This window comes from Paenibacillus sp. FSL R5-0378 (assembly GCF_038009285.1).
GTDB classification, from domain to species: domain Bacteria; phylum Bacillota; class Bacilli; order Paenibacillales; family Paenibacillaceae; genus Paenibacillus_AQ; species Paenibacillus_AQ favisporus.
This window is the reverse complement of record NZ_JBBPAY010000001.1, coordinates 6,345,516-6,368,939: the sequence shown is the minus strand read 5'-3', so window position 1 is coordinate 6,368,939 and position 23,424 is coordinate 6,345,516. Positions and strand designations below refer to the sequence as shown.

Here is a 23,424-nt window from a genome sequence, read left to right as displayed (position 1 = left end):
TCCCTCAGGATGTCCCTCGATCATCCCCCGAACTTCAACCTTTTATCCCTGAATATTTGTGATCCCGTCCTCCCGGACTGTTCTGCCGGAAGCACTCATCCGATTGGCTAGTTCAAAATCGTTACAAAAACCGGGAAATCAGTGACAACGGCCTATTTGTTCGCATATGATGCCCAAGATGCATCCGGTCAGGAAGGAGCGAGGTCTTTTGAAGAAGAAAAATAAAAGCCGGACGGTTAAACAACCGAACAAGAACCTCTATTTCGTGGATAATCCTGAAATTCAGGAGTTGGAACTGATCCGTAAAAGCAAAGTAACGGCGCCAAAGACAAACCAACTTGATTCATATGCGGAAATCCGATCCATTGCCCCTGATGCAGTCCTTGAAAAGGAAGAAGTCCAGCAAACAACGACTTTGGACACAGTTGAACCGATACAAGAGCACCAAATGGAGGACACTGCAGAGAGCAAGCCTGAGGCAATAGAAGAGCCCGAGGAGGAGGCGGTATCCGAGGAAGCGGTACCCGAGGAGCCTGTTATTGAAGAAGCTATACCTGAGGAGACGGTGCCGGTTCGGGACCGTGAGGAGCTGGAGGAGATCATTGAAGAAAAAAGGATGCCGAACTCCCCGGAGCCAATCATTTATACGGATGATCTGAGCGATGGTTCGGTCACGACGTCCAAAATTGCGCTCCGGGCCATTGACTCGTCCAGACTTCAGCCCGGCTCGGTAGGCAGCGAGGCCATTGCCGATTATGCTGTTTCTCATATTCACTTAGCCGACGGCTCCGTGGTCTCCTCCAAAATTGCCTCTGAGTCCATTTTGGAGGAGCATCTGACCGACGGCGCGATCAGCGGCAGCAAAATTCGGGATCGCTCCATCAGCGGGGAAAAAATCCGTGACGGAAGCATTACATCCGCCAAGCTGGGCGACCAGGTGATCGATTCCACCAAAATCGCCGACGGTTCCATCACGTCACGCCATTTGAGCAATCTGGTCGTAAACACAGATCTGCTGCAAGACCAAGCCGTAACGGCAAGCAAAATTGCTGGGGCCAGCATCCAGTCCATGCATTTGACCAATGAAGTGATCGACACGTCGAAACTCGCCGAAGGCGCCGTTACCGGCTCGAAGATCCGGACCGGCGAAATTACGGGCGACAAGCTGAAGGAGCGCTCCATCGAAAGCGTTCATATACGGGAAGGATCACTGACCGGGGAACTTCTTCAGAACGGCTCCGTTGGCGGAAATCAAATCGCGACGGGGAGCGTGTCAAGCGAGCATGTCGCCAAAAAATCAGTCGGCACCCAACATCTGCAGGATGGAGCCGTGACCGGACCAATATTGGCACCCTTTGCGGTAACGTCCGCGCATTTGGCGGATGCGACCATTCGCGGCAAGCATATCGCCCCCGGCGAGATCACTGCAGCGCACTTGGCCGACCACAGCGTCGGGGCGAACAAATTGGCAGAGCAGTCGGTCGGAACGGTGCATATTGTCGAGCAGACGGTCACCTCATCTAAAATTGCCGATCAAAGCATTCTGCCCCAGAAAATTGCAGACGAAGCCGTGCAGACCCGGCATCTGGCACAAGGTGCCGTCCAGAAAGCACAGATTGCGCCGAATTCCATCCAGACGTCCCACATTCAGCAGGGGGCTGTTAACGGCAGCCATATTGCGGCAAACGTCGTGGAAGGCTCTCATGTCAGACACGGGTCGATCACCACGGGACACATTACCCGCAGCGCCATTGTCGAGCAGCATATCTCGGATGGAGCGGTAGCTTCCCGTCATCTGCAGAACAAATCTGTCATTGGTGAAAAGCTCGCAGGCGGCAGCGTGACGAGCGGCATACTGGCAGACGGCGCGGTCGGCGGCCGCAATATAGCCGAAGGCGGCATCAGCGCGGAGCATATCCGCCCAGCTTCGATTCAGGATCGGCATTTGTCCGACAAAAGCGTGCGAGCGTCCGCGATTCAGGATCAGGCCGTCACAACCCAGCATATAGCCAAAGGTTCGGTGAACGCAGATCATCTGACGCCCGGAATCGTACACAACGCAATCATTAGGAATGAAGCGGTAACTGCAGAAAAGCTTTCAGCAGGAAGCGTTCAATCCGGTCATCTCAATCACGGCATTATCTATCCGGCTCACTTAGCAGACCATGCGGTCACCTCCCTGAAGCTTTCACCCGAAAGCGTGGCGACCGACAAAATTCAGGATCTGGCGGTGACGTCTGCCAAACTGGCTGATGGGAGTGTGAGCAGCCCCAAGCTGGCCTCCGCGTCCGTAAGCAGTGAGCATTTGTCCGACAACGCCGTCACTTCCCGCTCGATCAACGTGGGTGCGGTAACCCAGCGGCATCTCTCGGAAGAATCAGTCGGCGGAGTACAGCTTCAGCCCGGCTCGGTTTCCAGCGTGCATTTGCACAGTGGAGCGGTCGAAGAAAAGCATCTGGCTGAAGGCATCGTCAGCGAGCGCCATCTAACGGCCGGCTCGGTCGGAGGAACCCAGCTTCAGGCCGATTCCGTCACCGGAGCGCACCTGCAAAACCATTCAGTAGAAGAGAAGCATCTGGCCGAAGGTATCGTCAGTGAGCGCCACCTTACGGCCGGCTCGGTCGGAGGAACCCAGCTTCAGGCCGACTCTGTCTCCGGAATACACCTGCAAAACCAAGCGGTGGAAGAGAAGCATCTGGCTGACAATATCATCAGTGAGCGCCATCTTACAGCCGGTTCGGTCGGAGGAACCCAGCTTCAGGCCGACTCTGTCTCCGGAATACACCTGCAAAACCAAGCGGTGGAAGAGAAGCATCTGGCTGACAATATCATCAGTGAGCGTCACCTTACGTTCGGTTCGATCGGCGGAAATCAGCTTCAGGACGGTTCCGTATCCGGGGTGCACCTGCAGAACCAAGCGGTGGAAGAGAAGCATCTGGCTGATAATATCATCAGTGAGCGTCATCTCACGGCAGGCTCAGTCGGAGGGAATCAGCTCCAGGCCGGTTCTGTTTCCGGCGAGCATCTGCAAGACCGTACTGTCGAGGAAAGACATTTAGCTGAAGGCATTGTCGGCGAGCGTCATCTCACACCCGGCTCGGTCAGCGAAGGGCATCTGCAGTCCGCATTGATCCAGGAACGCCATTTGAGTCAGTTATCGGTTAACACAGAAGCCATCAAGGACGGCGCAATAACCGCATCGAAGCTCGGACCGGAATCGGTCGGCAGCGTCAATATCAAACAGGATGCCGTCCGCTCCATTCATCTCCATGAGAAAAGCGTACAGCAGCGGCATCTTGCTCCGGGGGCGGTCGGTTTCCGGCATCTTGCTCCGGATTCCGTGGGAGAAGAGCAGCTTCAGTCAGGCAGCATCAAAGCCCAGCATTTGGCTGAAGGTGCCGTATATTCGGAGGCACTGCAGGATGGTGCGGTGGGCGCCTCCAAGCTGGCACCGGCATCCGTCGACAGCGCTCATCTGAAACCGGCCTCCATCGGTTTTGAGCATCTTCAGGAGGGGATTATCCGCATCGGCCACCTGGGTGAAGAAGCTGTAGGCTCTAAGCAGTTAGCGCCGGCATCCGTCACAGCGGCCCATCTGACGAACGGCAGCATACAATCCGGCCATCTTGCCCCGGATGCGGTATCCGAAGTTGCCCTCCAGGGCGGATCAGTAACCGGTGACAAGATCGCGCCGGATTCGATCGGAACCCGCCATATCGAGGCGAAATCGATCGGCTCGGCTCAGCTTCAGGAAAAGAGCGTGGAGAAGCAGCATATTGCCCCTGGTGCGGTGGACTTCAGGCATTTAGCCCCCGAATCGGTCGGAGAGGAACAGCTGCAGGCAGGCAGTGTCGGTATGCAGCATCTGGCCACAAGTTCGGTGCATACCGAAGCGCTGCATCCCGGTGCGGTCACAGCCGATAAGCTGGCGGACACGTCGATCGGAAGCCATCACATCCAGACAGGGGCCGTAACGGCGGAGCACCTGGCCTTTGGGGCTGTTCACGAGCATGCGCTGAAGGATGGATCCGTAAGCTCGGCTAAATTGGCCACGGGTGCGATAGGAAGTGTCCACATCCAGCCGGAATCGATCCTCCCGCTTCACCTTCAGGCCGAGAGCATCCAGGATTGGCATCTGCAGCCAGGACTCATTCAGGGCCAGCATATTACAGAAGGGGCCGTCGGTCCGGATCATCTGGCCCCCGAATCGGTCACCTCGGATCATCTGCAGCGGAGCAGCATCCAGCCGCATCACCTGGATCGGAGTTCCGTAACGACTGATTCTCTGAAGGACGAAGCCGTTACGGGGAATAAAATCGCTCCAGGCTCGGTTAGCAGCAGCCATGTCCAGCCGGAATCAATTCAGCCGTCCCATCTGCAGCCCGGCCTCATTCATGAAGAACATCTTGCAGTGGGAGCGGTCGGCGCGGAACATCTGGCAGCTGAATCCGTCACCTCGGATCACCTGCAGCAGGGCAGCATCCAGCCGCACCACCTGGCACGGAATTCGGTCATGACGGATTCACTCGAAGACGAAGCAGTGACGGGGGATAAAATCGCTTCCAACGCGGTTGGCAGCAGCCATATTCAGCCGGAATCGGTTCAGCCGTCCCATCTGCAGCCCGGCCTCATTCATGGGGAACATCTGGCAGAAGGAGCGGTCGGCGCGGAACATCTGGCAGCCGAATCCGTCACCTCGGATCACCTGCAGCAGGGCAGCATCCAGCCGCATCACCTGGCACGGAATTCGGTCACGACAGATGCTCTGAAGAATGAAGCCGTCACGGGAGATAAAATCGCTTCTCGCGCCGTAGGCAGCAGCCATATTCAGCCGGAATCGATCCAGCCGCACCATCTGCAGTCCGGCATTGTACAGGAATGGCATCTGCAGCCGGGTATCGTCCAGGGCCAGCATCTTGCCGAAGGTACGATCGGTCCGGATCATCTGGCGGCCGATTCCGTCACCTCGAATCATCTGCAGTCGGGCAGCATCCAGCCGCATCACCTTGCGCCGGATTCGGTTACGACCGGTTCACTGGAAGATGATGCCGTGACTGGGGATAAGATTGCCTCTAATACATTGGATGGCAGCCATATCCAGCCCAAATCGATCCGGTCTTACCATCTGCAACCCGGCCTTATTCGCGGAGAACATCTTGCAGAAGGAGGGGTTGGCCCGGAGCATTTGGCGTCCGGATCCGTCACCTCGGGTCATCTGCAGCCAGGCAGCATCCAACCGCATCACCTTGCGCCGGATACCGTCACGACCGAATCGTTGGAAGATGAGGCCGTTACGGGCGACAAGATTGCTCCTCATGCGGTCGACGGCAGCCATATCCAGCCCGAGTCGATCCAGCCGTACCACCTTCACGCTGAGACGATTCAGGAATGGCATCTGCAGCCAGGCCTTATCCAGCCGCATCATCTGGCGGCGGATTCGGTTACGACCGAATCACTGAAGAAGGAAGCCGTAACAGGGGATAAGATTGCTTCCCAAACGGTTGACGGCAGCCATATCCAGCCGGAATCCATCGGGCCTTACCACCTGCAGCCCGGCCTCATTCAGGGCGAACATCTGGCAGAGGGAGCAGTCGGTCCGGATCATCTAGCCCCTGAATCCGTATCCTCGGACCATCTGCAGCCGGGCAGCATCCAACCGCATCACCTGGCGCCGGAGTCCGTCACGGCCGATTCGTTGGAAAAGGATGCTGTAACGGGGGATAAGATCGCTTCCCGTGCGGTCGACGGCGGCCATATCCAGCCGGAATCCATCGGGCCGTACCACCTGCAGCCCGGCCTCATTCAGGGCGAACATCTGGGAGAGGGAGCGGTCGGTCCGGATCATCTGGCCCCTGAATCCGTATCCTCGGACCATCTGCAGCCGGGCAGCGTACAACCGCATCACCTAGCGCCGGAGTCCGTCACCACCGGTCTGCTCGAAGATGAAGCCGTCACGGGGAAAAAAATTGCCCGGAACACAATTGACGGCAGCCATATCCAGCCCGAATCGATTCAGCCGCACCATCTGCAGTCCGGCATTGTGCAGGAATGGCACCTGCAGCCTGGCCTCATTCAGGGCGAACATCTTACAGAAGGAGCGGTCGGTTCGGATCATCTGGCCTCTGAATCCGTATCCTCGGAACACCTCCAGCCGGGCAGCGTCCAGGCGCATCACCTGGCGCCGGAGTCCGTCACCACCGGTCTGCTGGAAGATGAAGCCGTCACGGGGGAAAAGATTGCCCCGAACACGATTGAAGGCAGCCACATCCAGCCGGAAACGATTCAGCCGCACCATCTGCAGTCCGGCATTGTGCAGGAATGGCACCTGCAGCCCGGCCTCATCCAAGGTGAACATCTTGCAGAGGGAGCGGTCGGTCCGGATCATCTGGCCCCTGAATCCGTATCCTCGGACCATCTGCAGCCGGGCAGCGTTCAGGCGCATCACCTGGCACCGGAGTCCGTTACCACCGGTCTGCTGGAAGATGAAGCCGTTACGGGCGATAAAATTGCCCCGAACACGATCGACGGCAGCCACATCCAGCCGGAAACGATTCAGCCTCTTCACCTTCAGGCGAGAAGCATCCAGGAATGGCATCTTCAATCCGGGGCGGTCCATTCGGACCATATCCAGAACGGGGCGATCCAGAACAGACACATCGCCGCTAGGTCGGTCACCGGTGAACAGCTTGCTTTTGCACCCGTTCAGAGTGCTTCGGGACAGCCGGCCCTTCAACAGTACGGCATCACTTCTTTCCGGATCGGCGAAGGCCAGCTGCAGGTTGAAGTACCGGTGACGCTGCCGGAACCGTATCCAAACACCCATTATGTGATCGTGGCGATGTGCAATCATCCCGATTTCTATGCTGTATTGAACACGCAGCGGGAAGATATCGCCTTTATCGAAGTGGTGAGAAGACGGGTGGGCCCGGAAACCTTCGGTTTCCTATCCTGGATCGCGATCGGCTCGGTCTCTCCATCAGGAAAAGGAACCACGGGCTATGCACAGCGCAGCATGAGGCAGCGAAGCGCGTTCAGGACTGAGGCAGAACCAAAAGAGAATAAAGATAAGGAATAAGTAACCAGCGCGGGGCAGAGTCCCCGCGCTTTTTTGTTATGCTCTTGATCATCAGCAAGTATCGTGATGAAATCCGTGAACGATACCTAAATACATTGCACAAACGCCGCTTCCACGGCATTCCCCATGGCATAGGATGTGATGAGATACGTGCTGATATGACAGGGAGGGATATGTCGAATGATGAGGCGGATAAGATACAGTCGAACCTATCGACCAACCCGCCGAAAGTACCGACAAGCATCGAAGACGGGCGTATGGTCAAGAACCAGGCATCGAACCAAGCCGCAGGCAAGGCGGATGCCCCATACCGACCTTCCTCCGGTCTTATCGGTGATCATCCCTGCGATGAATGAACAGAAGACGATCGCTGCCGTGGTCCGGGAAGCGCTGCGGGTACATCCTTCCTGCGAGGTTATTGTCGTAGCCAACGGCTGCCGCGACCGAACGGCAGAAGCGGCCGAGTCTGCGGGGGCTCGTGTGCTGAGGTATGAGCATCCGCTTGGGCATGATGTGGGAAGAAGCGCAGGGACGCAGGCCGCCCGGGGTCAGGTAATGCTGTACCTGGACGGAGACATGCCGATCGGTGCCGGGCAGCTTCGTCCCTTCGTCACGGCGGTTATTGGCGGGGTAGATGTCGCGCTGAACCGGTATAGAGGCCCGGTTCGCCGGCGTCAGACGCATCCGGTCGTTCAGGCCAAGCATGTTCTAAATACGATGCTGCGCCGCGCCGATCTGCTTGGAGCCTCTCTGACCGCCGTCCCGCATGCATTAAGCCGCCGCGCCGTCGACATGCTTGGAGCCGAATGCCTGTCGGTCCCTCCCCTTGCTTTAGCGAAGGCAGTCACCGCCGGGCTCGTGGTCGAAGCGGTTCATGAAGTACCCGTAGGACGGTTAAATAAGCGGAGAGCCAAAGTGGACGGAAAAGATCCACTGCAGGAGGTGGTTCTTGCGGATCATATTCAGGCAGTGAAGTGGTATTTGTCGGTAACGGATCCGAGGGGGCTTCGAAGCGATCTGGGACGGGAACGAAAGCGGGTGAGAAGGTGAGCCTGATGAGAAGAAGAACAAGAAGAAGTGTAACGGCTCGGTCTCGAATAAACTGGGCCGGGAGGAAGCGGCGGCAGGAAAGGCGCACCATTCCGAAGCGGAGCCGTGCGGCCCTACCGTCAATCTACCGGGCGGGGGAAGGCAAGCTGGCGGATGCCGCTTATCAGGCAGGACTCCTTGCAGGAGGCAAAGCCGACGCCGAAGAAGGAGAAGGGGATGTTCTCCTCTATGAATCGCCGCTTCAGCGGGCGTTTTCCGATTGGTGCGCGGCATATGTGAAGAAGCGTCCGGGTATTCGTACGATGCTCCGGCTGTCAAAAAGCTACGCCGACGGTTATGCTAAAGGTTCCGGGCGAAAGGACAACCGTATTCCGCTGCCGCTGGCAAGGACGGCCGCAGCCGTCGTCTGTGCCAGCAATGAACAGGATACGCTGGGCAAGGTGCTTCAGCAATTGGAACGGCTGCCGCTCCAGGAAGTAATCGTCGTACTGAACGGCTGCCGGGATCAAAGCTACTCGGCTGCACGCAATCACCGGATCGCCAGCATCCTCCATGTTCCGGGCCGGCTCGGACATGACGTGGGCCGGAGCATGGGGGCCGCCATGACCTCGGCGGATATCGTGTTGTTTACGGACGGGGATGTCGTGATCTCCGCCGAGGAATTGGCTCCTTTTATATATAAGGTGGATGAAGGGATAGACGCTGCGCTGAATGACCTGAATCCGTATTTGCCGCCATATATGCATCAGGATGAGGTAACGCGGTGCAAAAGCTTTTTAAATACGGTGCTAGGGCACCCGGAACTGGGGGCAAATTCGCTAACGGCCGTTCCACATGCACTGGCAAGACGTTTGATTGATGATATCGGCAGCGAGCAGTTGATGGTTCCCCCCAAGGCCCAAGCCCTGGCCCTTGCGAAGGGGCACCGCTTCGCGCTGGTGCAGCCGGTTGACGTGATCAGCGCAAACCGGAAGCGTCCCGGGAATACGGGCACCGGCAATGCGGTGGCAGACCTGATTATCGGTGACCATGCGGAAGCGTTCCATGCGCTGATTGATGCCGGCTGGATGCCCCAGTCTTCTACAGTCTCCCGGACGGAAGTCGCCTTGCGGAGGAATGCCTGATGAGTCTGAATCAGCGAATGACGAGCATTATCATCCCCACGCATAACGGCCTGCATCTGCTTGTCCCTTGCATCGAGGCGATCCGCAAATACACCGATACGCCGTACGAAATCATCGTTGTCGACAACGCCTCGACTGACGGTACCGACGGCTACTGCATCAAGGAGGGAATTCCATTTATCTCCCTTCCGGTGAACCGCGGGTTTCCAGTCGCCTGCAACATCGGTCTGGCGGCGGCCGGAGGGGACGATCTGCTCCTGCTCAACAACGATGTGACGGTTACGACGAACTGGTTATCCAATATGCTCGCCGCCCTGCACAGCCGGCCGGATGTCGGCTTGGTCGGGCCTGTTACCAATGCAGCCTCGGGTAGACAAAAGGTGGATGTTTCTTTTAACAATACAGAAGAATTCCAGCTGACAGCTGCCCGAAACAATCAGCCAGATCCGTCCCGCTGGGTGGAAGTGAACCGGGTTATCGGCATGTGTCTGCTTATAAAACGGGAAGTGTTGAACAGGATCGGATTTCTGGATGAAGCATTCTCACCAGGTCATTATGAGGATGACGATTACTGCTACAGGGCTCGGTTGGCCGGCTTTCATCTGCTGATTTGCGGGGATGCGCTCGTTCACCATCAGGGCAGCGCCAGCTTTAAACAGGCATCCTCCGAACAGATTCAACAGCTGATTGACCGGAATCACCGCTTGTTTATAGAGAAGTGGCAGATTGATCCCCGCCAGTTTATAGAGTAAGCAGGCAGCATATCTGAAGGAGGAGTGGTGCAGTGAGAGGTATTATCTTGGCGGGCGGGACAGGTACCCGATTGTATCCGCTGACCCGGCTGATCAACAAGCATTTGCTACCTGTCGGAAAGTATCCCATGATCGTATACGGCATCGACAGATTGCGTCAGGCAGGAATCAAGGAAATTCTTATTGTCATGGGCAAACAGTCCGCAGGTTTGTATACGGAATTTTTGGGAAGCGGTCAGGATTTTGGTGTGCAGCTAACCTACCGGATTCAGGAGTCTGCGGGAGGAATCGCCGAGGCACTGGATCGAGGAAGAAGCTTTATTATGAAGGACGAAAAATTCGTCGTTCTGCTTGGAGATAATCTGTTTATGGATGATTTGAGCACGTATGTAAATAAATTTGCGCAGCAGCCTGCCGGGACGGCGCGGGTTCTCCTGAAACAGGTTCAGGATGCCAGAAGGTATGGTGTCCCGGTGTTTGACCGGGCGCGCCCGGAGCTCATCAGCCGGATTGAAGAAAAGCCAGCGAAGCCTAAATCTTCTTACAGCGTCACCGGTTTTTATATGTATGACACTTCCGTGTTCGATATCATTTCCGGGATCCGTCCATCGGACCGGGGAGAACTCGAAATAACCGACGTCAACAACGTCTATGCGGCAGACGGGCGGCTGGAGTACGATATCCTGCAGCATTGGTGGGGCGACGCGGGAACCTTTGAATCTCTGCAAGAAGCTGGCAAAAAAATGAAGGGAATTCTCCCATGAGCCGCCCTCGGATCCGAAACAGAGCCTTCATTCCTCCATGGAAGAGGGCTCTTCGTGTCAAATTGGCCAAGCGACGTTTAATACTCCGTCGGCGGCATGCTCCCCTGAACCGAAAGGAGAAAAGAAAGCACAAGTACGGCCAGCGGGGAAATGGTATAAAGCATCCGAACCTGCTGGGGCTTACTCCCCTCGCGGTGCATCCTCTTCCCCAAGAGAGGCCCAGTGAACCCAGTACGGAGCCCTCGATCGATATCCAAAAGGTGCAGGACGCTGCTTACCAGGCCGGATATGCAGAAGGGGTGGAGGAGACAGTCGCCTCCCAGCTTCCACCGTATACGGTACTGCCGGATATAGGTGCCAATGAGGTAATCGCCGCGGGAGTATCGGCATACCGGGAACATTGGCTCCAGCTATTGCGCCCCGAAGAGGTCCATGGCCGCATGGCGCATGCCTTGGCCGTTGGCCAGCCCCTGTCGGTTGTCCGACTGGGAGACGGAGAATTGCTGGCCCTGGCCCATGACACCGTGCTTCCGCTGGAGGAAGTCCGACAAAAGGGGCGCTTTCTCTCGACAGCAGGAATGCAGCTGCCTGATCCGCAGGCACGAGATATGCTGGCCGATTCGCTCCGCATGGCCGGGATCATCGGCATTCCGCATTCCCGTCTGCCGACGTTCCAGGGCCTTTTGTTCCCGGTGCTCCGGTATTACGGGCTATCTTACCGCAGCCTGACACTGACGACATCCACGATGAATTATGCGCTGCATGAGCATGGTCTGCTGCAGCAGCTTCTCCCGGGGAAACGGCTGCTTCTGATCGGAAACCGGGCTCCCGAGCTTGCGAATACGCTGCTGGCTTCGGCTTCGCTGACCATAGCCGGTGTAATCAGCCCGGTGCGGGGATTTTCGGACATTCCAAGGGTGATGCAGGAGGCGGCCATATGCGAATTTGACCTGGCTCTCGTGGCCAGCGGCATTCCCGCGGTCGTGATCTGCGAGCGTATCGCGAGCCAGCTGGGCAAAGTTGCGCTGGATTTTGGACATTTGGCGGATAAGCTCGTTTCCGGTGAGATTCCTTATGCCAGATAGTAAGGTGTATAGCGGAGAGAAATATCATGTGTGCAAAACGGGGAGGGATTGAAATGATAAAGCGGTTCAGGAGTGCAAGGGGCCGCCGGCCAATCCGGCAGTCTCCTCCCTCATCCTCTGGAAGCGACCGATATAACGAGGGTTACGAACGCGGGTACACGGAAGGGCTGGTAAAGGGAAGGGACACATTCCATATTCCGTTTCAAGGCACCAGCATCATCATTCCGACCTATAACCAGGCGGAATATCTGATCCAGTGTATAGGGAGCATCGAGGCCCATACGCCGGAACCGCATGAGATTATTGTCGTTGACAATGCGTCTACGGACGATATTGCCTCCTGCCTCAAGCCGTTTGGCGGGAAAATCAGGTTTGCAAGGCTGGAGCAGAACCGCGGATTTGCCGGCGGCGTCAATTACGGCATCATGATGGCCAAGGGAGAAACGGTTGTCATCCTGAACAATGATATTCTCGTCACGCCGAATTGGCTGACCCACATGCTCCGCTGCCTGGACAGCGACCCTCAGATCGGTGCCGTGGGGCCTGTGACGAACTATATTAGCGGCGAACAGCAAATTCCGGTTCCTTACGAAGATGTGAAGGAGATGTGGGAATTTGCAGCCGGTCATAATGTGCCGGACGAAGGGAAGTGGCGTGAAGCCGACCGATTGGTCGGCTTTTGCCTGCTGCTCCACAGAGATGTTTTGCACCACATCGGTTATTTGGATGAGGGGTACCGGATCGGCAACTATGAAGACGACGACTGGATCATCCGGCTCCGGCTGACCGGCCGGAAATTGTTTATTGCCGGGGATTCGTTTATCCACCATTTCGGAAGCGTAAGCATGAAACAGTTGGGCCAGCAGTTTGAGTCGGTCCATCATCATAACGAGTTGTATTACACGAATAAGTGGGATAATCCTTACGCTTGGGTGACAAACATGAAGGAAGGCGCGCTGGCTCGGTTTCCCGGATTGCGAAGCGGGCATGATTTTTACCCGTCACATGTACTGGTACGGGACCAGTCTGGCCTTGTGTATTTTCTGCTGAACGGGCGCAAGTACGCCCTTAGCGGCGGGGCGGAACAAGTGGGTGCAGAAGCCGTACTGCTGTCAAGGTTAGATATCCGGCAAATTCCAGACGGTGAGTATTCTCTGACAAGCGAGCAGATCCGGGAAATGCTGGATTCGGCAGCAATGGATGAGTCCTTATCGGCCGGGGAGGCCGGCGCCGGTCAGCTGGTGGAGGGCCCCGGTGGACGGGTGTACCAATGGTCCCGCGGAACGATGAGGCCGTTTGCATCGCTGCATACCCTGGAACGATGGCATATGGCGTTGAGAAAACGATCGGTGTGGCCGCTCGAGCGGTTAAATTCTGTGCCGGAAGGGGATCTGATCATCGCCCCCCCACACCTGGATAATCCCGTGCTTTGACGGTTTTCTAAAAAAAGATGAGAAAAAAACGGATGCTGCCCCCAATCGCGTAACTGACTTCAGGATGACGGCATAGGATATAGCAGGCAGATGCGGATCAGGCGGACCGCCTATTCGCAGAAGGCGTGACCTATCACCAGGGAGGGACCGGAATGCAGAGCAAAATTGACGAAATGCTCACCCATATGTCACATTCCAAGCAGCAAATGGCCAGGGTTCTGGATGCCGAGCGCCAAGTGGCGGTCCGGATGGCCCAGATTATTCATGATTTGCCCGATGAACATCCGGAATTTGACGGTGTGAGCGGGTTGATTGAAAATTCCAGCCAGATCAACAAGAGCATTATTTCTTACCTTAGCAGCATTGCTGACCTGCAGGAAGCGCTGGCGGAAACGTTGAATCATGTGGTGAAAGAGATGGGCAGCAATGAAGAGGAATAATTTCGGGAGAAACGTAAGGGAGTGCTGGATATGAGCAGAGAACAGGCCTTTTTGCATATGCTGGACGCCGCCTCCAAAATCCAGTGGAACATCGCCATGATTCTGGAAGCCAAAGCGGTCGAAGCCGAAAAAATGCGGAACTGGACGCTGAATCATTTGAACTCGGATGCGTTTGCAAGCCATGAAAATCAACTGAGCGAGCCTCTGCAGATTCACGGTCAGATCGTGGAGCTTTTGGAGGGGCTCACGAAGATGGAGAATGGATTGTGCAGCAACTTGAAAGCATTGCTCGTACAGGAAGAAGAAGAGTACGGCGGCGGTGGTGGTGGTGGTGAAGGCATGTTTGGCGGCGGTGATTACGGCGGCCTCGGAGACATGGGCAAATGAGTTTGCTCCTTCGTGAGCAAGAAACGAAGCTGGAGCTGATTCAATCCATCGCGCTCAGCCAAAAGGCGCTGGCTCGGATTCTCGGGAGCATCGCCGACATTTCTTCCGAGTCGGACCTCTCTGCCCGGGCACTTCTTGAAAATATCCGGCTCCTGACGCAGCATCAAGACGCATTATGCCGGATGCTCACGGGCATCAGCCTGTGCCAGCCCCGAAGCGGGAATTCCGCGCCGCCCTGGTTAAACGCATCTCTATCCGCCCATTTCGCAGTCACCCGAGAATTACAGGAGGATTAACGGATGATAACGAAGAAAAAACGTCATCGGAGGCCAAAATCCGTGAAGCGCCTGCTGCTTAGCCGTAAGGCGCGAGTCATCAAGTTGAAAAAGCGGCGTAAGCACCTGCTACCCAAAAAAAGAAAGCATCGGATCAAAAGCATTCGCAGAAAACGGAAACGGGTCGTAAAGCCGGTGCTGCCTGTGCCTGTGGCTCAAGGTGTAGAGCCTCATACCAGTCCGGACTCGGCGTACAGCCAAGGATTTGACGAAGCTTACAATGAAGGGTTTAACGCGGGTTTTGCCAAAGGCTATGAAGATGGTCATTTGCTAGCCTACCAATCCAAGTAATAACGTGAGGGAACGGGACACAGTCAAGCCTTTCGCTCCATGGGACAGCCATGGGGCGAAAGGCTTTTTGCCGTTTTTCGGCAGGGCATCCGCCAATTTATCCGCGCGAAGGCAGTCGTCCATGATGCAATTGCCTCTTCCGCATATATTTATATTGTTCTTTCACAATTCAAGACAGACAGGGTGAAGACTGTGGAAAATGTGGCTGAAACGGCGGCAAGCGCCAGTTACCTGCAGGGCTACGAGGACGGCTTGCGCCTTGGTGTCTGTCAGGCTGTCATGGAACGGATACCCGCTCCGGAGCCTTATTTCCGGGACATGAAAGTATTTTATATTCCGCAGGGCTTTCATGCCATTGATCAGGGTATATCTGCCGCGCTTAGCAGCCTGGTCAGAGAATGTATCGTCGTAGAGGCTCCAAAGATGCTGGAGCTTGCTCAAAAGGAGCGTCCGCATCTCATCCTCGTATTGAACGGACTGCATGTATTTCCCGAAAATCATTTGGAGGATATCCGGCGGGTTCGCGCGATGGGGATCAAGACGGCCGTCTGGTTTGTCGATGATCCCTATTTTAGCGAGGATACCGCGGCCGCATGCACCGCGTACGACGTCGTGTTTACCCACGAGCTGGGATGCGTACCTTTTTACAGTGCTCTTGGAGTCAAAAGAGTCCACTATTTGCCGCTGGCCGTGAACGCTGACATGTTCAAGCCTCTGCGCTGCGGACCGGAGCACCTGTACGACATTTGCTTTATAGGCAATGCCTTTTGGAACCGTGTCGCTATTTTTGACGAAATGGCACCGTTTCTGAAGGATAAAAAAGTGTTGATTGCCGGGGGGTTCTGGGAGCGCTTGTCCCGGCAGGATTTGCTGGGCCGCTCGGTACAGCTTGGGTTCATTCCGCCGGAGGAAACAGTCCGCTATTACAATGGGGCGAAAGTGGTCATCAATATCCATCGTCCCGACGAATGGGGGCAGGACAACCGCAACAGTCATCGGATCAGCGGCAAATCGATCAACCCCAGGACCTATGAAATCAGTGCTTGCGGAGCGATGCAGATCACAGATATCCGCGAAGATCTCACCAATTATTACAGACCAGGCTATGACATCGAAACCTATACATCCACTGAGGAACTTAAAAACAAGATCATCTATTACCTGGAGCATGAAGAGGAGCGGAGAATCATGGCGGCCCGCGGGCTGTACACGACTCGGCAGGAGCATACGTTTATTTCCCGGATGAGAACGTTTCTGGAACAGTTCTGACACCGGACAATATCAAACAAGGGAGTGTCGATATGTCGAAGGTTAAATGGCCCTCAAGGGTCCCTGAGCTGACCCTGAGTTACGATTCCGCCCAAGCGAGAGCCAGGGGACGACAGGACGGCTATCGCCGCGGATATGACGAAGGTTATTTGCGAGGCCGTGCGGACGTGATCGCCAGCCGGCCGCCTGAATCCGTCCCGTTCCGTCAAATTCGCGTCTTGTATATCGCTTCGGGCAAGGGGTACCCGTATTCGCCGCTGGACGAGGCCATCTCTTCCACGCTCCGGACGATGGTCGCCGAGGTGGTTATTATCGAACCGGGGCAGATCACCGTCGAAGCAGTTTTGCAGGCGGCTCCAGATCTGGTGCTCGCTTTGGACGGCATGTTCGTAAACAACGAAATGATGGATATCATTCGGCAGCTTGGAATCCGTACGGCCGTCTGGCTTACGGACGATCCCTACTATACCGACATGACGACGGAGAACGTCAAACATTACGACTACATCTTCACGTTGGAGTCCAACTGCGTACCTTTTTATCAGCAGTTGGGATGCACGCATGTCTATCATTTGCCTTTTGCTGCACACACCGAATACTACCGGCCATCCAGGAATATATCTCCGCTTCGCCGGGATGTCAGCTTTATCGGCTCGGCGTACTGGAACCGCATCGGCTTTTTTGATCCGATCATCGACCGGCTTATGCAGCATAATACCGTATTCAACGGGATCTGGTGGGACCGTCTGCCTCAATATACAGCCTATCAGGACCGCATCGAGCTCAACAAATGGATGGGCCCGGCCGAGACCGCGGAGGCTTATAACGGTTCCAAGATCGTCATCAATCTGCACCGATCCCATGAAGACGATACCGTCAACAACAACGCTATTAAAATTCCCGCAGCTTCCCCCAACCCCCGCACCTTTGAAATTGCCGCCTGCGCGACGCTTCAGCTAAGCGACAGCCGGAGCGACCTGGCCAAATTTTATACGCCTGGCGTGGAGATCGAAACTTACAGTTCACCGGAGGAGTTATTGTACAAAATTGAATACTATCTTGCCCACGAGGAAGAACGCAGACAGATCGCCTTGAATGCCTTGGAGAGAACGTTCAGAGACCATACGTACGGCAAACGCCTGAACGAGATGCTCACGATCATTTACCCGTAGTCTCTATACGTTTGGAGGCTTTTTTGTACGAATGACGGGTAGCATGTGTCAGTGCCGGCAAGTGTCGCCTCTCATATCTTGTATTATCTGGGTGAAAGGAGGTGTGATTCGCACCCCTGTACGGATTTTTGCAGGTGGGCCTAAAACATGGATATGACTAAACCCAAATTGATGCTGTTCTCGCATGTCAGCAACACCAAAAGCATTACAGGAGCCGAGAAGCTGCTGCTCCTGTTCTGCCGATGCATGGCGTCTTATTTCAATTGCATCTTGGTGGCTCCAGGTGAAGGTAAGCTGACAGACCACGCCCGAAAGCAGGGAACGGTGGTCATGATTCAGACCTTTCCCTTGCTATACGGGATGTATACTCCGGATTCCCGGCTGCCGCTGAATGCCGATGAGCTACGCAGCCATCCCGATTATGCTTCTGTCGTCAGGCTCATCGGAGAGACCGCGCCTGATTTGGTGCTGACGAACACGATCGTCAACGCGCTGCCCGCGTTCGCCGCTAAACAGCTGGGAATCCCCGTCATTTGGAAAGTGACGGAGGTGATTCAGGAGAACGAATTCACGTCGGAAGTGCTAACCATTGTAGACAATTACAGCGATTGGATCATTGCGATTTCGGAGTCTGCCGCCCGTGTGTTTTACGGGCGAATTAGCAGTCCGATCAGCCTGCTCCCTCCATCGACGGACAGCGAGCGGCTTCACTCCTTTGGTAATCTCGTAAGGCAGAGCGAACGAAAGGGGATCGGGCTAAAAGAGGAACATAAGTGCATCGGCTACATTTCCGCTTTTATTCATCCGGAAAAGGGCCTTAGAGAGTTTATTCGTATGGCGTTGTCACTATGCCCGGGCCATCCCGATTGCCGTTTTGTGATCATCGGCCGGGCTGCGGATCACCGTTATTACGATGCCTGTTTGGCGGATGTCAGATTTTCGGGTTATAGATCAAGATTCCAATTTATCCCGTTCGTGGAATCGGTTCAGTCGGTTTACAGCGCGATGGACATTCTGGTCGTACCGAGCATGGTGTCCGAGGGTTTTGGCATGACCGCGCTGGAAGGCATGTTGTGCGGAAAACCGGTTGTGGCCTTTGCATCCGGGGGGCTCGGTGAGCTGATGGAAAGTACAGGCAATGGACATTTGGCGGTACCCGTCGGGGACGCCCAAGGGCTCGCCGATAAGGTTGCCATGCTGCTGAGCGATCCGGATGCCTTGAAGAATATCGGCATACACAATGAAGCGGCGGCGAGGGCGTTGTACGGAATTGAAGCCTACCAATGGAGGCTGGATCAAATCATCAGTCAATGGCGCGAATACCATCCTCATTGGCTGACAGCCGGAAACCGAGCCCCCCTCCTGGTGGAGGGACCCCAGGTACAAGCGGAGCCCCCGGTTGACAAGGCACAGGCCCCCCGCAAAGTGCGGAGGTCCAGTCGAAGAAGATTCTATTATATACGGATTACCCGCAAAAGGAAGTTGAAGAAGCTCGCGAAAAGGCCACGAAGATCCGCGCGAGGAAAAACCTTCCGAAGATCGAGGAGCAAGAAGCGTAAATCCGTCGGGCGACGGAGGGCAGCGAAACGATAGATTAGGAGACGGAAGATATGAGAATTATGACCATTTTGGGTACAAGGCCAGAAATCATCCGCCTCAGTCTCGTTCTTCCGAAGCTGGACCGGTATGCGGAGCGCCACGTGCTGGTGCATACCGGACAGAATTTTGCAGAAAGGCTGAGCGGGATCTTTTTTAGCCAACTGGGATTGCGAAAGCCCGATTACGTGCTGCAGGACTCGGCAGCTTCCCTGGGAATGCAGCTGTCGGCGATGTTCTCCCAAATGGAAGAAATCCTGAAGCGGGAGCAGCCCGACAAAATTTTGCTTCTTGGGGACACCAACAGCGCTCTTTGCGCGATTTTGGCCGAAAGGCTCGGATATCCCGTGGTGCACATGGAGGCCGGAAACCGCTGCTTCGACCTGAACGTTCCGGAGGAGAAGAACCGGCGTATCATCGATACGATTTCTTCTATTAATATGCCGTATACAGAACAGAGCAAGAAGCATTTGATTGCCGAGGGTTTTCCGAGCAATCGGATCGTTCTTACAGGAAACCCCATTTATGAAGTAATGAAGTATTACGATTCCCAGACCCGGAGCAGCAATATTCTGAAAACCCTGGGTCTTAAGCCGAAGGAGTATTTTCTTGTCACCGCGCACCGTGCGGAGAATGTGGACCGGCCAGAGCATCTGGAGCAGATTATGCAGGGGCTCAACCTGATCGCTGAAAATCACGGCCGTCGTATCATCTGCAGCATTCATCCCCGGACCGCTTCACGGATTGCCGAGCACTCCGGATTTTCCATGAACCCTCTGGTGGAATTTCATGAACCCTTTGGATTTTTCGACTTTGTCCAATTGGAGCGATCTGCCTGCTGTGCACTAACGGACAGCGGAACCGTGCAGGAAGAGTGCTGCATTATGCAGGTACCGACTGTCACGATGAGGCGAACGACGGAGCGGCCGGAAACGGTGGATTGCGGGAGCAACATCGTATCAGGCGTCGATGCGAAGCGGATTGCCGATTCAGCTGCCCTGATGCTTGAGTTGAACACGATGTGGCAGTGTCCCCAGGGATACCTGGCCGAAGATGTATCGGATAAGGTTGTCAAATTTCTGCTTGGAGGGAATGTGCATGTTTGAAAATCAGCGTATATTGGTGACCGGTGGCACCGGATCATGGGGCTATGAGTTAATTGCCCAATTGCTGCCGCTCATTCCAAAGGAAGTGGTGGTTTTCTCGCGGAATGAATCCTCTCAAGTCGCCATGAGCCGGGAATTCGAAAATGACCGGCTGCATTTCCGGATCGGAGACATTCGTGACAAAGAAGCTTTGATGGCGGCATGCCAAAATATCGACTACGTGTTTCATCTGGCGGCCCTTAAGCATGTTCCGGTATGCGAGGATCAGCCTTATGAAGCACTGAAAACGAACGTGATCGGCACACAGAACGTCATCGAGGCCGCAATTGAAAATAAAGTTAAGAAAGTGTTCTATATTTCGACTGACAAGGCTGCAAATCCCTCCAACTTTTATGGGATGACGAAGGCCATCGGGGAGAAATTGATCGTATACGCGAATCTGCTTCACACCGATACCCGATTCGTCACCGTGCGTGGGGGCAATGTGCTTGGAACCAACGGCAGCGTCGTGCATGTGTTCAAAGAACAGATACGTAATAAGGGCTATGTGTCTATCACCGACATGAAAATGACACGTTTCTTCTTAACGCTTCGCGATGCGATCGCCGTGCTGTTCAAAGCGGCGGAAGAAAGCGTCGGCGGCGAAATTTTCGTCATGATGATGCCGGCCTGCCGGATCGTAGATTTGGCGGAGGTGTTGATCGAGGCTTCCGGACGGGAGGATGTTCAAATTGTTGAATCCGGCGTTCGTCCGGGTGAAAAAATTCATGAAATTTTGATGAGCGACTATGAGAGTCTTTCGACCGTCGTGTTTGACGAAGAATATCTGGTCATTTTGCCGACACTCAACATACCTGGCCTGAAATATCGGTACAGTCACTGCCAGCCGGTCTCGTTCAGCAGCTTCTCTTCAAACACCCACCTGATGAGCAAAGAGGAAATCCGCAATATTTTGGAGCGCGGGGGGTTCTTATAATGAAGCTGTTGATCCTGGGAGCAAGCGGGATGGCAGGCCATATGCTGGTCGATTATTTCAAGCTGCAAAGCAAGCACCAGGTCTTCTACACGACCCGGGATCCCCGCAACAGCGGTGGACTAATCATGGATGCTTCCGATATCGGGACAGTGGATAAATTGGTCGAGATCGTGAGACCCGATTGCATCATCAATGCCATCGGCGTACTCAACCATTTTGCGGAAGAGGACAAAATCAATGCCTACCATATCAACGGCTTTCTGCCGCATCGTCTCCGCCGGGCGGCGGATTCGGTCGGGGCCAGATTGATTCATATCAGCACCGACTGCGTGTTCGAAGGAACGCGCGGAGGTTACCGGGAGAGCGACGTACCCGATGGAACGAGCGTCTACGCAATGACCAAAGCGCTGGGGGAAGTCCAAGCCCCGGGACATTTGACGATCCGTACCTCCATCATCGGCCCGGAGATCCGCTCGCACGGAATCGGGCTGATGCACTGGTTCATGCACCAGCGGGGAACCGTGACAGGGTACTGCAACGTGTTCTGGAACGGGGTAACCACGCTGGAACTGGCAAAAGCGATCGATACTGCATTATTTACGCCATCATTATCTGGGCTGATTCATCTGGCTCATCCGGAACCGATCAGCAAGCACGATCTTCTTCTCTTGTTCCAAGAGATTTGGAACCTGGAGGATGTGACCGTGGTTGCGGGTCATACCCCCGTTCAGGACCGGACGCTGGTTTCGACTCGAGGCGACTGGACTTACAAGGTTCCGCCTTATCGAGACATGCTGAAGGAGCTGAAACAATGGATGCGAGAAACGACTCCCTACAGCGCATCATTCTAATCACCGGTGCTTCGGGGTTTACCGGCAGCCATGCCTGCCGGTATTTTGCCGGGGAGGGTATGCAGGTTGCCGCTATGGTTCGTCATATCAGCGAAGACGATAAGGTTGAGGGCGTCCAATACTATACATGCGATCTCCTTGACAAGAAGGGCATTGAAGAGCTTGTCGGGACCATTGCTCCGGATTATGTCCTGCATCTGGCCGGCAAGAACTCGGTGCCCGAGTCTTGGACGGAACCGGTGCTCTATATGGAAACCAACGTGCTCCCAACGCTCTATCTCCTGAATGCCCTCCGTCCTTATCCTTTCTGTCGGATATTGATCACCGGTTCAATGCTGGTTTTTCCTCTGTATCCGCCGTTTAGGCCGCCTCACCCCTACGGCCTGAGCAAAAGTTTGCAGAAGGCAGCGGCCCTATCATGGAAAGAGCTGTTCGGCCAGGCTATCATTCTGGCAGAGCCGTCTAATCTTATAGGCCCGGGTCCGTCGAGAGGCTTCTGCAGTTTGCTGGGGCAGCATATCTCAGCCTGGGAACGGGGGGAAACGGATGAAGCTTTCCACATTCCCTCACGCATCATACGCAGAGACTTTTTAGACGTCCGTGATGCGGTTATAGCTTATAAGATTTTGCTGGAGCAAGGACTCCCCGGAGAGATCTACTCCGTCCGGTCAGGAAAAGAATATACACTCGGCGAAATTACAGATCTTTATATGGACATTTTTGAGAAGCCATTCCCTATCGAGTGGGGCGAAGGAGAGAATTCCAGCCAGGGGAATCCAAAGAATACGGCCCCCAGGATGAAGGGACTGGACTGGGAACCTTCCATTCCTCTCCGCACATCCCTTACCGATGTTCTCGAATACTTTCGTACCTGTGGAGGTGATTCCAAATGAGACCTTTAGTCACGATCGTCATTCCTTTTTACAACGATCCATATGTAGGGCAGGCGGTTGAAAGCGCCCTGTCGCAGTCCTACAGCCCCATAGAGATCATTGTGGTCGATGACGGATCGACACAGCATGCCGAACGATTGGCACCTTACAGGCCCTACATTCATTATCTGGGAAAAGCTAACGGAGGCACTGCCAGTGCACTCAACCACGGAATCCGCCATGCGTCGGGAGAATATATCGCGTGGCTGAGCTCAGACGATTTGTTTTACAGGGACAAAATCAATAACCAGGTGTTATTCATGCTGGAGAGGAATGCGTGGATTTCCCATACCAATTTCAATAATATCGACAAGAACAGTCAAGTTGTGAAGTACCATGCGGGCGTATCATATGAACGGATGATTGATTTCTACCGGTACTTTCTGAGCCATGCCAACCCAGTTAACGGGTGCACGGTCATGATGAGAAAAGAATTATTTTGTTACATCGGGCTGTTCGATGAGTCCCTTCCATACACGCATGACCTGGAGATGTGGGGCAGGGCGATTCAAGCCGGCTTTTCGTTTCATTACTTAAACGAAGCGCTGGTCGGCTACCGCTGGCATGAGGCGATGGGAACCCTGCGGCATCAGGAAGTCATTAAACGGGAGAGTGCGGTCACTTGGCAGAAGGTCAGTTACGCGATTGGCCGAATCTCAGCCATGATGGAATAATAGGCAGTCTGCCCGGTGATCTTCGCCAGATTCACTGAAAGCACCGGAACCCTTGGTTTTGGTGCTTTCTTTCATCAATTTGATATAAGCTGACGGCACAGAAGTGAGATCG

At 54.8% G+C, this 23,424-nt stretch carries 20 protein-coding genes; all 20 read left to right on the top strand.

All coding sequences use genetic code 11. The annotated features are described in order from the left end of the window. Positions 1-208 precede the first annotated feature (208 nt). On the top strand, positions 209-7,075 hold the full coding sequence (locus MKY74_RS29550) for a WIAG-tail domain (RefSeq protein ID WP_341013456.1): 6,867 nt from the start codon (positions 209-211) through the stop codon (positions 7,073-7,075). A gap of 173 nt (positions 7,076-7,248) precedes the next feature. Next, on the top strand, positions 7,249-7,431 hold the full coding sequence (locus MKY74_RS29545) for a hypothetical protein (protein ID WP_167372914.1): 183 nt from the start codon (positions 7,249-7,251) through the stop codon (positions 7,429-7,431). Then, positions 7,424-8,125: a glycosyltransferase family 2 protein gene (locus MKY74_RS29540; RefSeq protein WP_244169396.1), complete on the top strand. Its 702-nt coding sequence runs from the start codon at positions 7,424-7,426 to the stop codon at positions 8,123-8,125. The genes MKY74_RS29545 and MKY74_RS29540 overlap by 8 nt, the downstream gene beginning before the upstream one ends. Positions 8,126-8,130: 5 nt before the next feature. Next, positions 8,131-9,249, top strand: a complete 1,119-nt coding sequence (locus MKY74_RS29535) for a glycosyltransferase (RefSeq protein ID WP_084204104.1) — start codon at positions 8,131-8,133, stop codon at positions 9,247-9,249. After that, positions 9,249-10,001 (top strand): glycosyltransferase family 2 protein, encoded by a 753-nt coding sequence (locus tag MKY74_RS29530; RefSeq protein WP_084204105.1) that lies wholly within the window; start codon positions 9,249-9,251, stop codon positions 9,999-10,001. Before MKY74_RS29535 ends, MKY74_RS29530 begins: the two co-directional genes overlap by 1 nt. Before the next feature lie 32 nt (positions 10,002-10,033). Next, positions 10,034-10,765 carry a sugar phosphate nucleotidyltransferase gene (locus MKY74_RS29525; protein ID WP_076174117.1) on the top strand — a complete coding sequence of 244 codons (732 nt, stop codon included), beginning with the start codon at positions 10,034-10,036 and terminating at the stop codon, positions 10,763-10,765. 62 nt (positions 10,766-10,827) lie between these two features. Next, positions 10,828-11,850: a GT-D fold domain-containing protein gene (locus tag MKY74_RS29520; RefSeq protein ID WP_244169397.1), complete on the top strand. Its 1,023-nt coding sequence runs from the start codon at positions 10,828-10,830 to the stop codon at positions 11,848-11,850. Between the two features lie 53 nt (positions 11,851-11,903). After that, positions 11,904-13,283: a glycosyltransferase family 2 protein gene (locus MKY74_RS29515; protein WP_076174119.1), complete on the top strand. Its 1,380-nt coding sequence runs from the start codon at positions 11,904-11,906 to the stop codon at positions 13,281-13,283. A 152-nt stretch (positions 13,284-13,435) separates the two neighbouring features. Continuing rightward, positions 13,436-13,723 carry a nucleoside-diphosphate sugar epimerase gene (locus tag MKY74_RS29510; protein WP_076174121.1) on the top strand — a complete coding sequence of 96 codons (288 nt, stop codon included), beginning with the start codon at positions 13,436-13,438 and terminating at the stop codon, positions 13,721-13,723. A 30-nt stretch (positions 13,724-13,753) separates the two neighbouring features. Beyond that, complete coding sequence (locus MKY74_RS29505) at positions 13,754-14,110, top strand: restriction endonuclease subunit S (RefSeq protein ID WP_076174457.1); 357 nt, start codon at positions 13,754-13,756, stop codon at positions 14,108-14,110. Then, a complete protein-coding gene (locus tag MKY74_RS29500) occupies positions 14,107-14,406 on the top strand; it encodes a hypothetical protein (protein ID WP_076174124.1) in 300 nt (99 codons plus the stop codon). Before MKY74_RS29505 ends, MKY74_RS29500 begins: the two co-directional genes overlap by 4 nt. A gap of 3 nt (positions 14,407-14,409) precedes the next feature. After that, positions 14,410-14,736 carry a hypothetical protein gene (locus tag MKY74_RS29495; protein WP_076174127.1) on the top strand — a complete coding sequence of 109 codons (327 nt, stop codon included), beginning with the start codon at positions 14,410-14,412 and terminating at the stop codon, positions 14,734-14,736. Positions 14,737-14,919: 183 nt separating this feature from the next. After that, a complete protein-coding gene (locus MKY74_RS29490) occupies positions 14,920-16,005 on the top strand; it encodes a CgeB family protein (protein WP_373309633.1) in 1,086 nt (361 codons plus the stop codon). A 32-nt stretch (positions 16,006-16,037) separates the two neighbouring features. Beyond that, complete coding sequence (locus MKY74_RS29485; protein ID WP_076174129.1) at positions 16,038-17,177, top strand: glycosyltransferase family protein; 1,140 nt, start codon at positions 16,038-16,040, stop codon at positions 17,175-17,177. 147 nt (positions 17,178-17,324) lie between these two features. Further along, positions 17,325-18,770 carry a glycosyltransferase family 4 protein gene (locus tag MKY74_RS29480; protein WP_076174131.1) on the top strand — a complete coding sequence of 482 codons (1,446 nt, stop codon included), beginning with the start codon at positions 17,325-17,327 and terminating at the stop codon, positions 18,768-18,770. A 17-nt stretch (positions 18,771-18,787) separates the two neighbouring features. Further along, positions 18,788-19,879 carry a non-hydrolyzing UDP-N-acetylglucosamine 2-epimerase gene (gene wecB / locus MKY74_RS29475; RefSeq protein ID WP_076174134.1) on the top strand — a complete coding sequence of 364 codons (1,092 nt, stop codon included), beginning with the start codon at positions 18,788-18,790 and terminating at the stop codon, positions 19,877-19,879. After that, entirely contained in the window at positions 19,872-20,855 is a 984-nt protein-coding gene (locus MKY74_RS29470) for a polysaccharide biosynthesis protein (protein ID WP_076174136.1), read from the top strand. The genes wecB and MKY74_RS29470 overlap by 8 nt, the downstream gene beginning before the upstream one ends. Beyond that, positions 20,855-21,706 (top strand): dTDP-4-dehydrorhamnose reductase family protein, encoded by an 852-nt coding sequence (locus MKY74_RS29465; protein WP_076174138.1) that lies wholly within the window; start codon positions 20,855-20,857, stop codon positions 21,704-21,706. The genes MKY74_RS29470 and MKY74_RS29465 overlap by 1 nt, the downstream gene beginning before the upstream one ends. Then, the gene (locus tag MKY74_RS29460) at positions 21,667-22,599 is read left to right on the top strand and encodes an NAD-dependent epimerase/dehydratase family protein (RefSeq protein ID WP_076174139.1); all 933 of its coding nucleotides are present in this window, start codon (positions 21,667-21,669) and stop codon (positions 22,597-22,599) included. Before MKY74_RS29465 ends, MKY74_RS29460 begins: the two co-directional genes overlap by 40 nt. Beyond that, entirely contained in the window at positions 22,596-23,312 is a 717-nt protein-coding gene (locus MKY74_RS29455) for a glycosyltransferase (protein ID WP_076174141.1), read from the top strand. The genes MKY74_RS29460 and MKY74_RS29455 overlap by 4 nt, the downstream gene beginning before the upstream one ends. The last annotated feature ends 112 nt before the right edge of the window (positions 23,313-23,424 follow it).

What these genes read in the sequence shown, in the direction of transcription:
- MKY74_RS29505 (WP_076174457.1), top strand. Translation starts at nt 13,754, where the DNA reads ATGAGCAGAGAACAGGCCTTTTTGCATATGCTGGACGCCGCCTCCAAA.
- MKY74_RS29460 (WP_076174139.1), top strand. Translation starts at nt 21,667, where the DNA reads ATGGATGCGAGAAACGACTCCCTACAGCGCATCATTCTAATCACCGGT.
- MKY74_RS29535 (WP_084204104.1), top strand. Translation starts at nt 8,131, where the DNA reads ATGAGAAGAAGAACAAGAAGAAGTGTAACGGCTCGGTCTCGAATAAAC.
- wecB (WP_076174134.1), top strand. Translation starts at nt 18,788, where the DNA reads ATGAGAATTATGACCATTTTGGGTACAAGGCCAGAAATCATCCGCCTC.
- MKY74_RS29470 (WP_076174136.1), top strand. Translation starts at nt 19,872, where the DNA reads ATGTTTGAAAATCAGCGTATATTGGTGACCGGTGGCACCGGATCATGG.
- MKY74_RS29540 (WP_244169396.1), top strand. Translation starts at nt 7,424, where the DNA reads ATGAATGAACAGAAGACGATCGCTGCCGTGGTCCGGGAAGCGCTGCGG.
- MKY74_RS29495 (WP_076174127.1), top strand. Translation starts at nt 14,410, where the DNA reads ATGATAACGAAGAAAAAACGTCATCGGAGGCCAAAATCCGTGAAGCGC.
- MKY74_RS29515 (WP_076174119.1), top strand. Translation starts at nt 11,904, where the DNA reads ATGATAAAGCGGTTCAGGAGTGCAAGGGGCCGCCGGCCAATCCGGCAG.
- MKY74_RS29480 (WP_076174131.1), top strand. Translation starts at nt 17,325, where the DNA reads ATGGATATGACTAAACCCAAATTGATGCTGTTCTCGCATGTCAGCAAC.
- MKY74_RS29510 (WP_076174121.1), top strand. Translation starts at nt 13,436, where the DNA reads ATGCAGAGCAAAATTGACGAAATGCTCACCCATATGTCACATTCCAAG.
- MKY74_RS29455 (WP_076174141.1), top strand. Translation starts at nt 22,596, where the DNA reads ATGAGACCTTTAGTCACGATCGTCATTCCTTTTTACAACGATCCATAT.
- MKY74_RS29500 (WP_076174124.1), top strand. Translation starts at nt 14,107, where the DNA reads ATGAGTTTGCTCCTTCGTGAGCAAGAAACGAAGCTGGAGCTGATTCAA.
- MKY74_RS29465 (WP_076174138.1), top strand. Translation starts at nt 20,855, where the DNA reads ATGAAGCTGTTGATCCTGGGAGCAAGCGGGATGGCAGGCCATATGCTG.
- MKY74_RS29530 (WP_084204105.1), top strand. Translation starts at nt 9,249, where the DNA reads ATGAGTCTGAATCAGCGAATGACGAGCATTATCATCCCCACGCATAAC.
- MKY74_RS29545 (WP_167372914.1), top strand. Translation starts at nt 7,249, where the DNA reads ATGTCGAATGATGAGGCGGATAAGATACAGTCGAACCTATCGACCAAC.
- MKY74_RS29485 (WP_076174129.1), top strand. Translation starts at nt 16,038, where the DNA reads ATGTCGAAGGTTAAATGGCCCTCAAGGGTCCCTGAGCTGACCCTGAGT.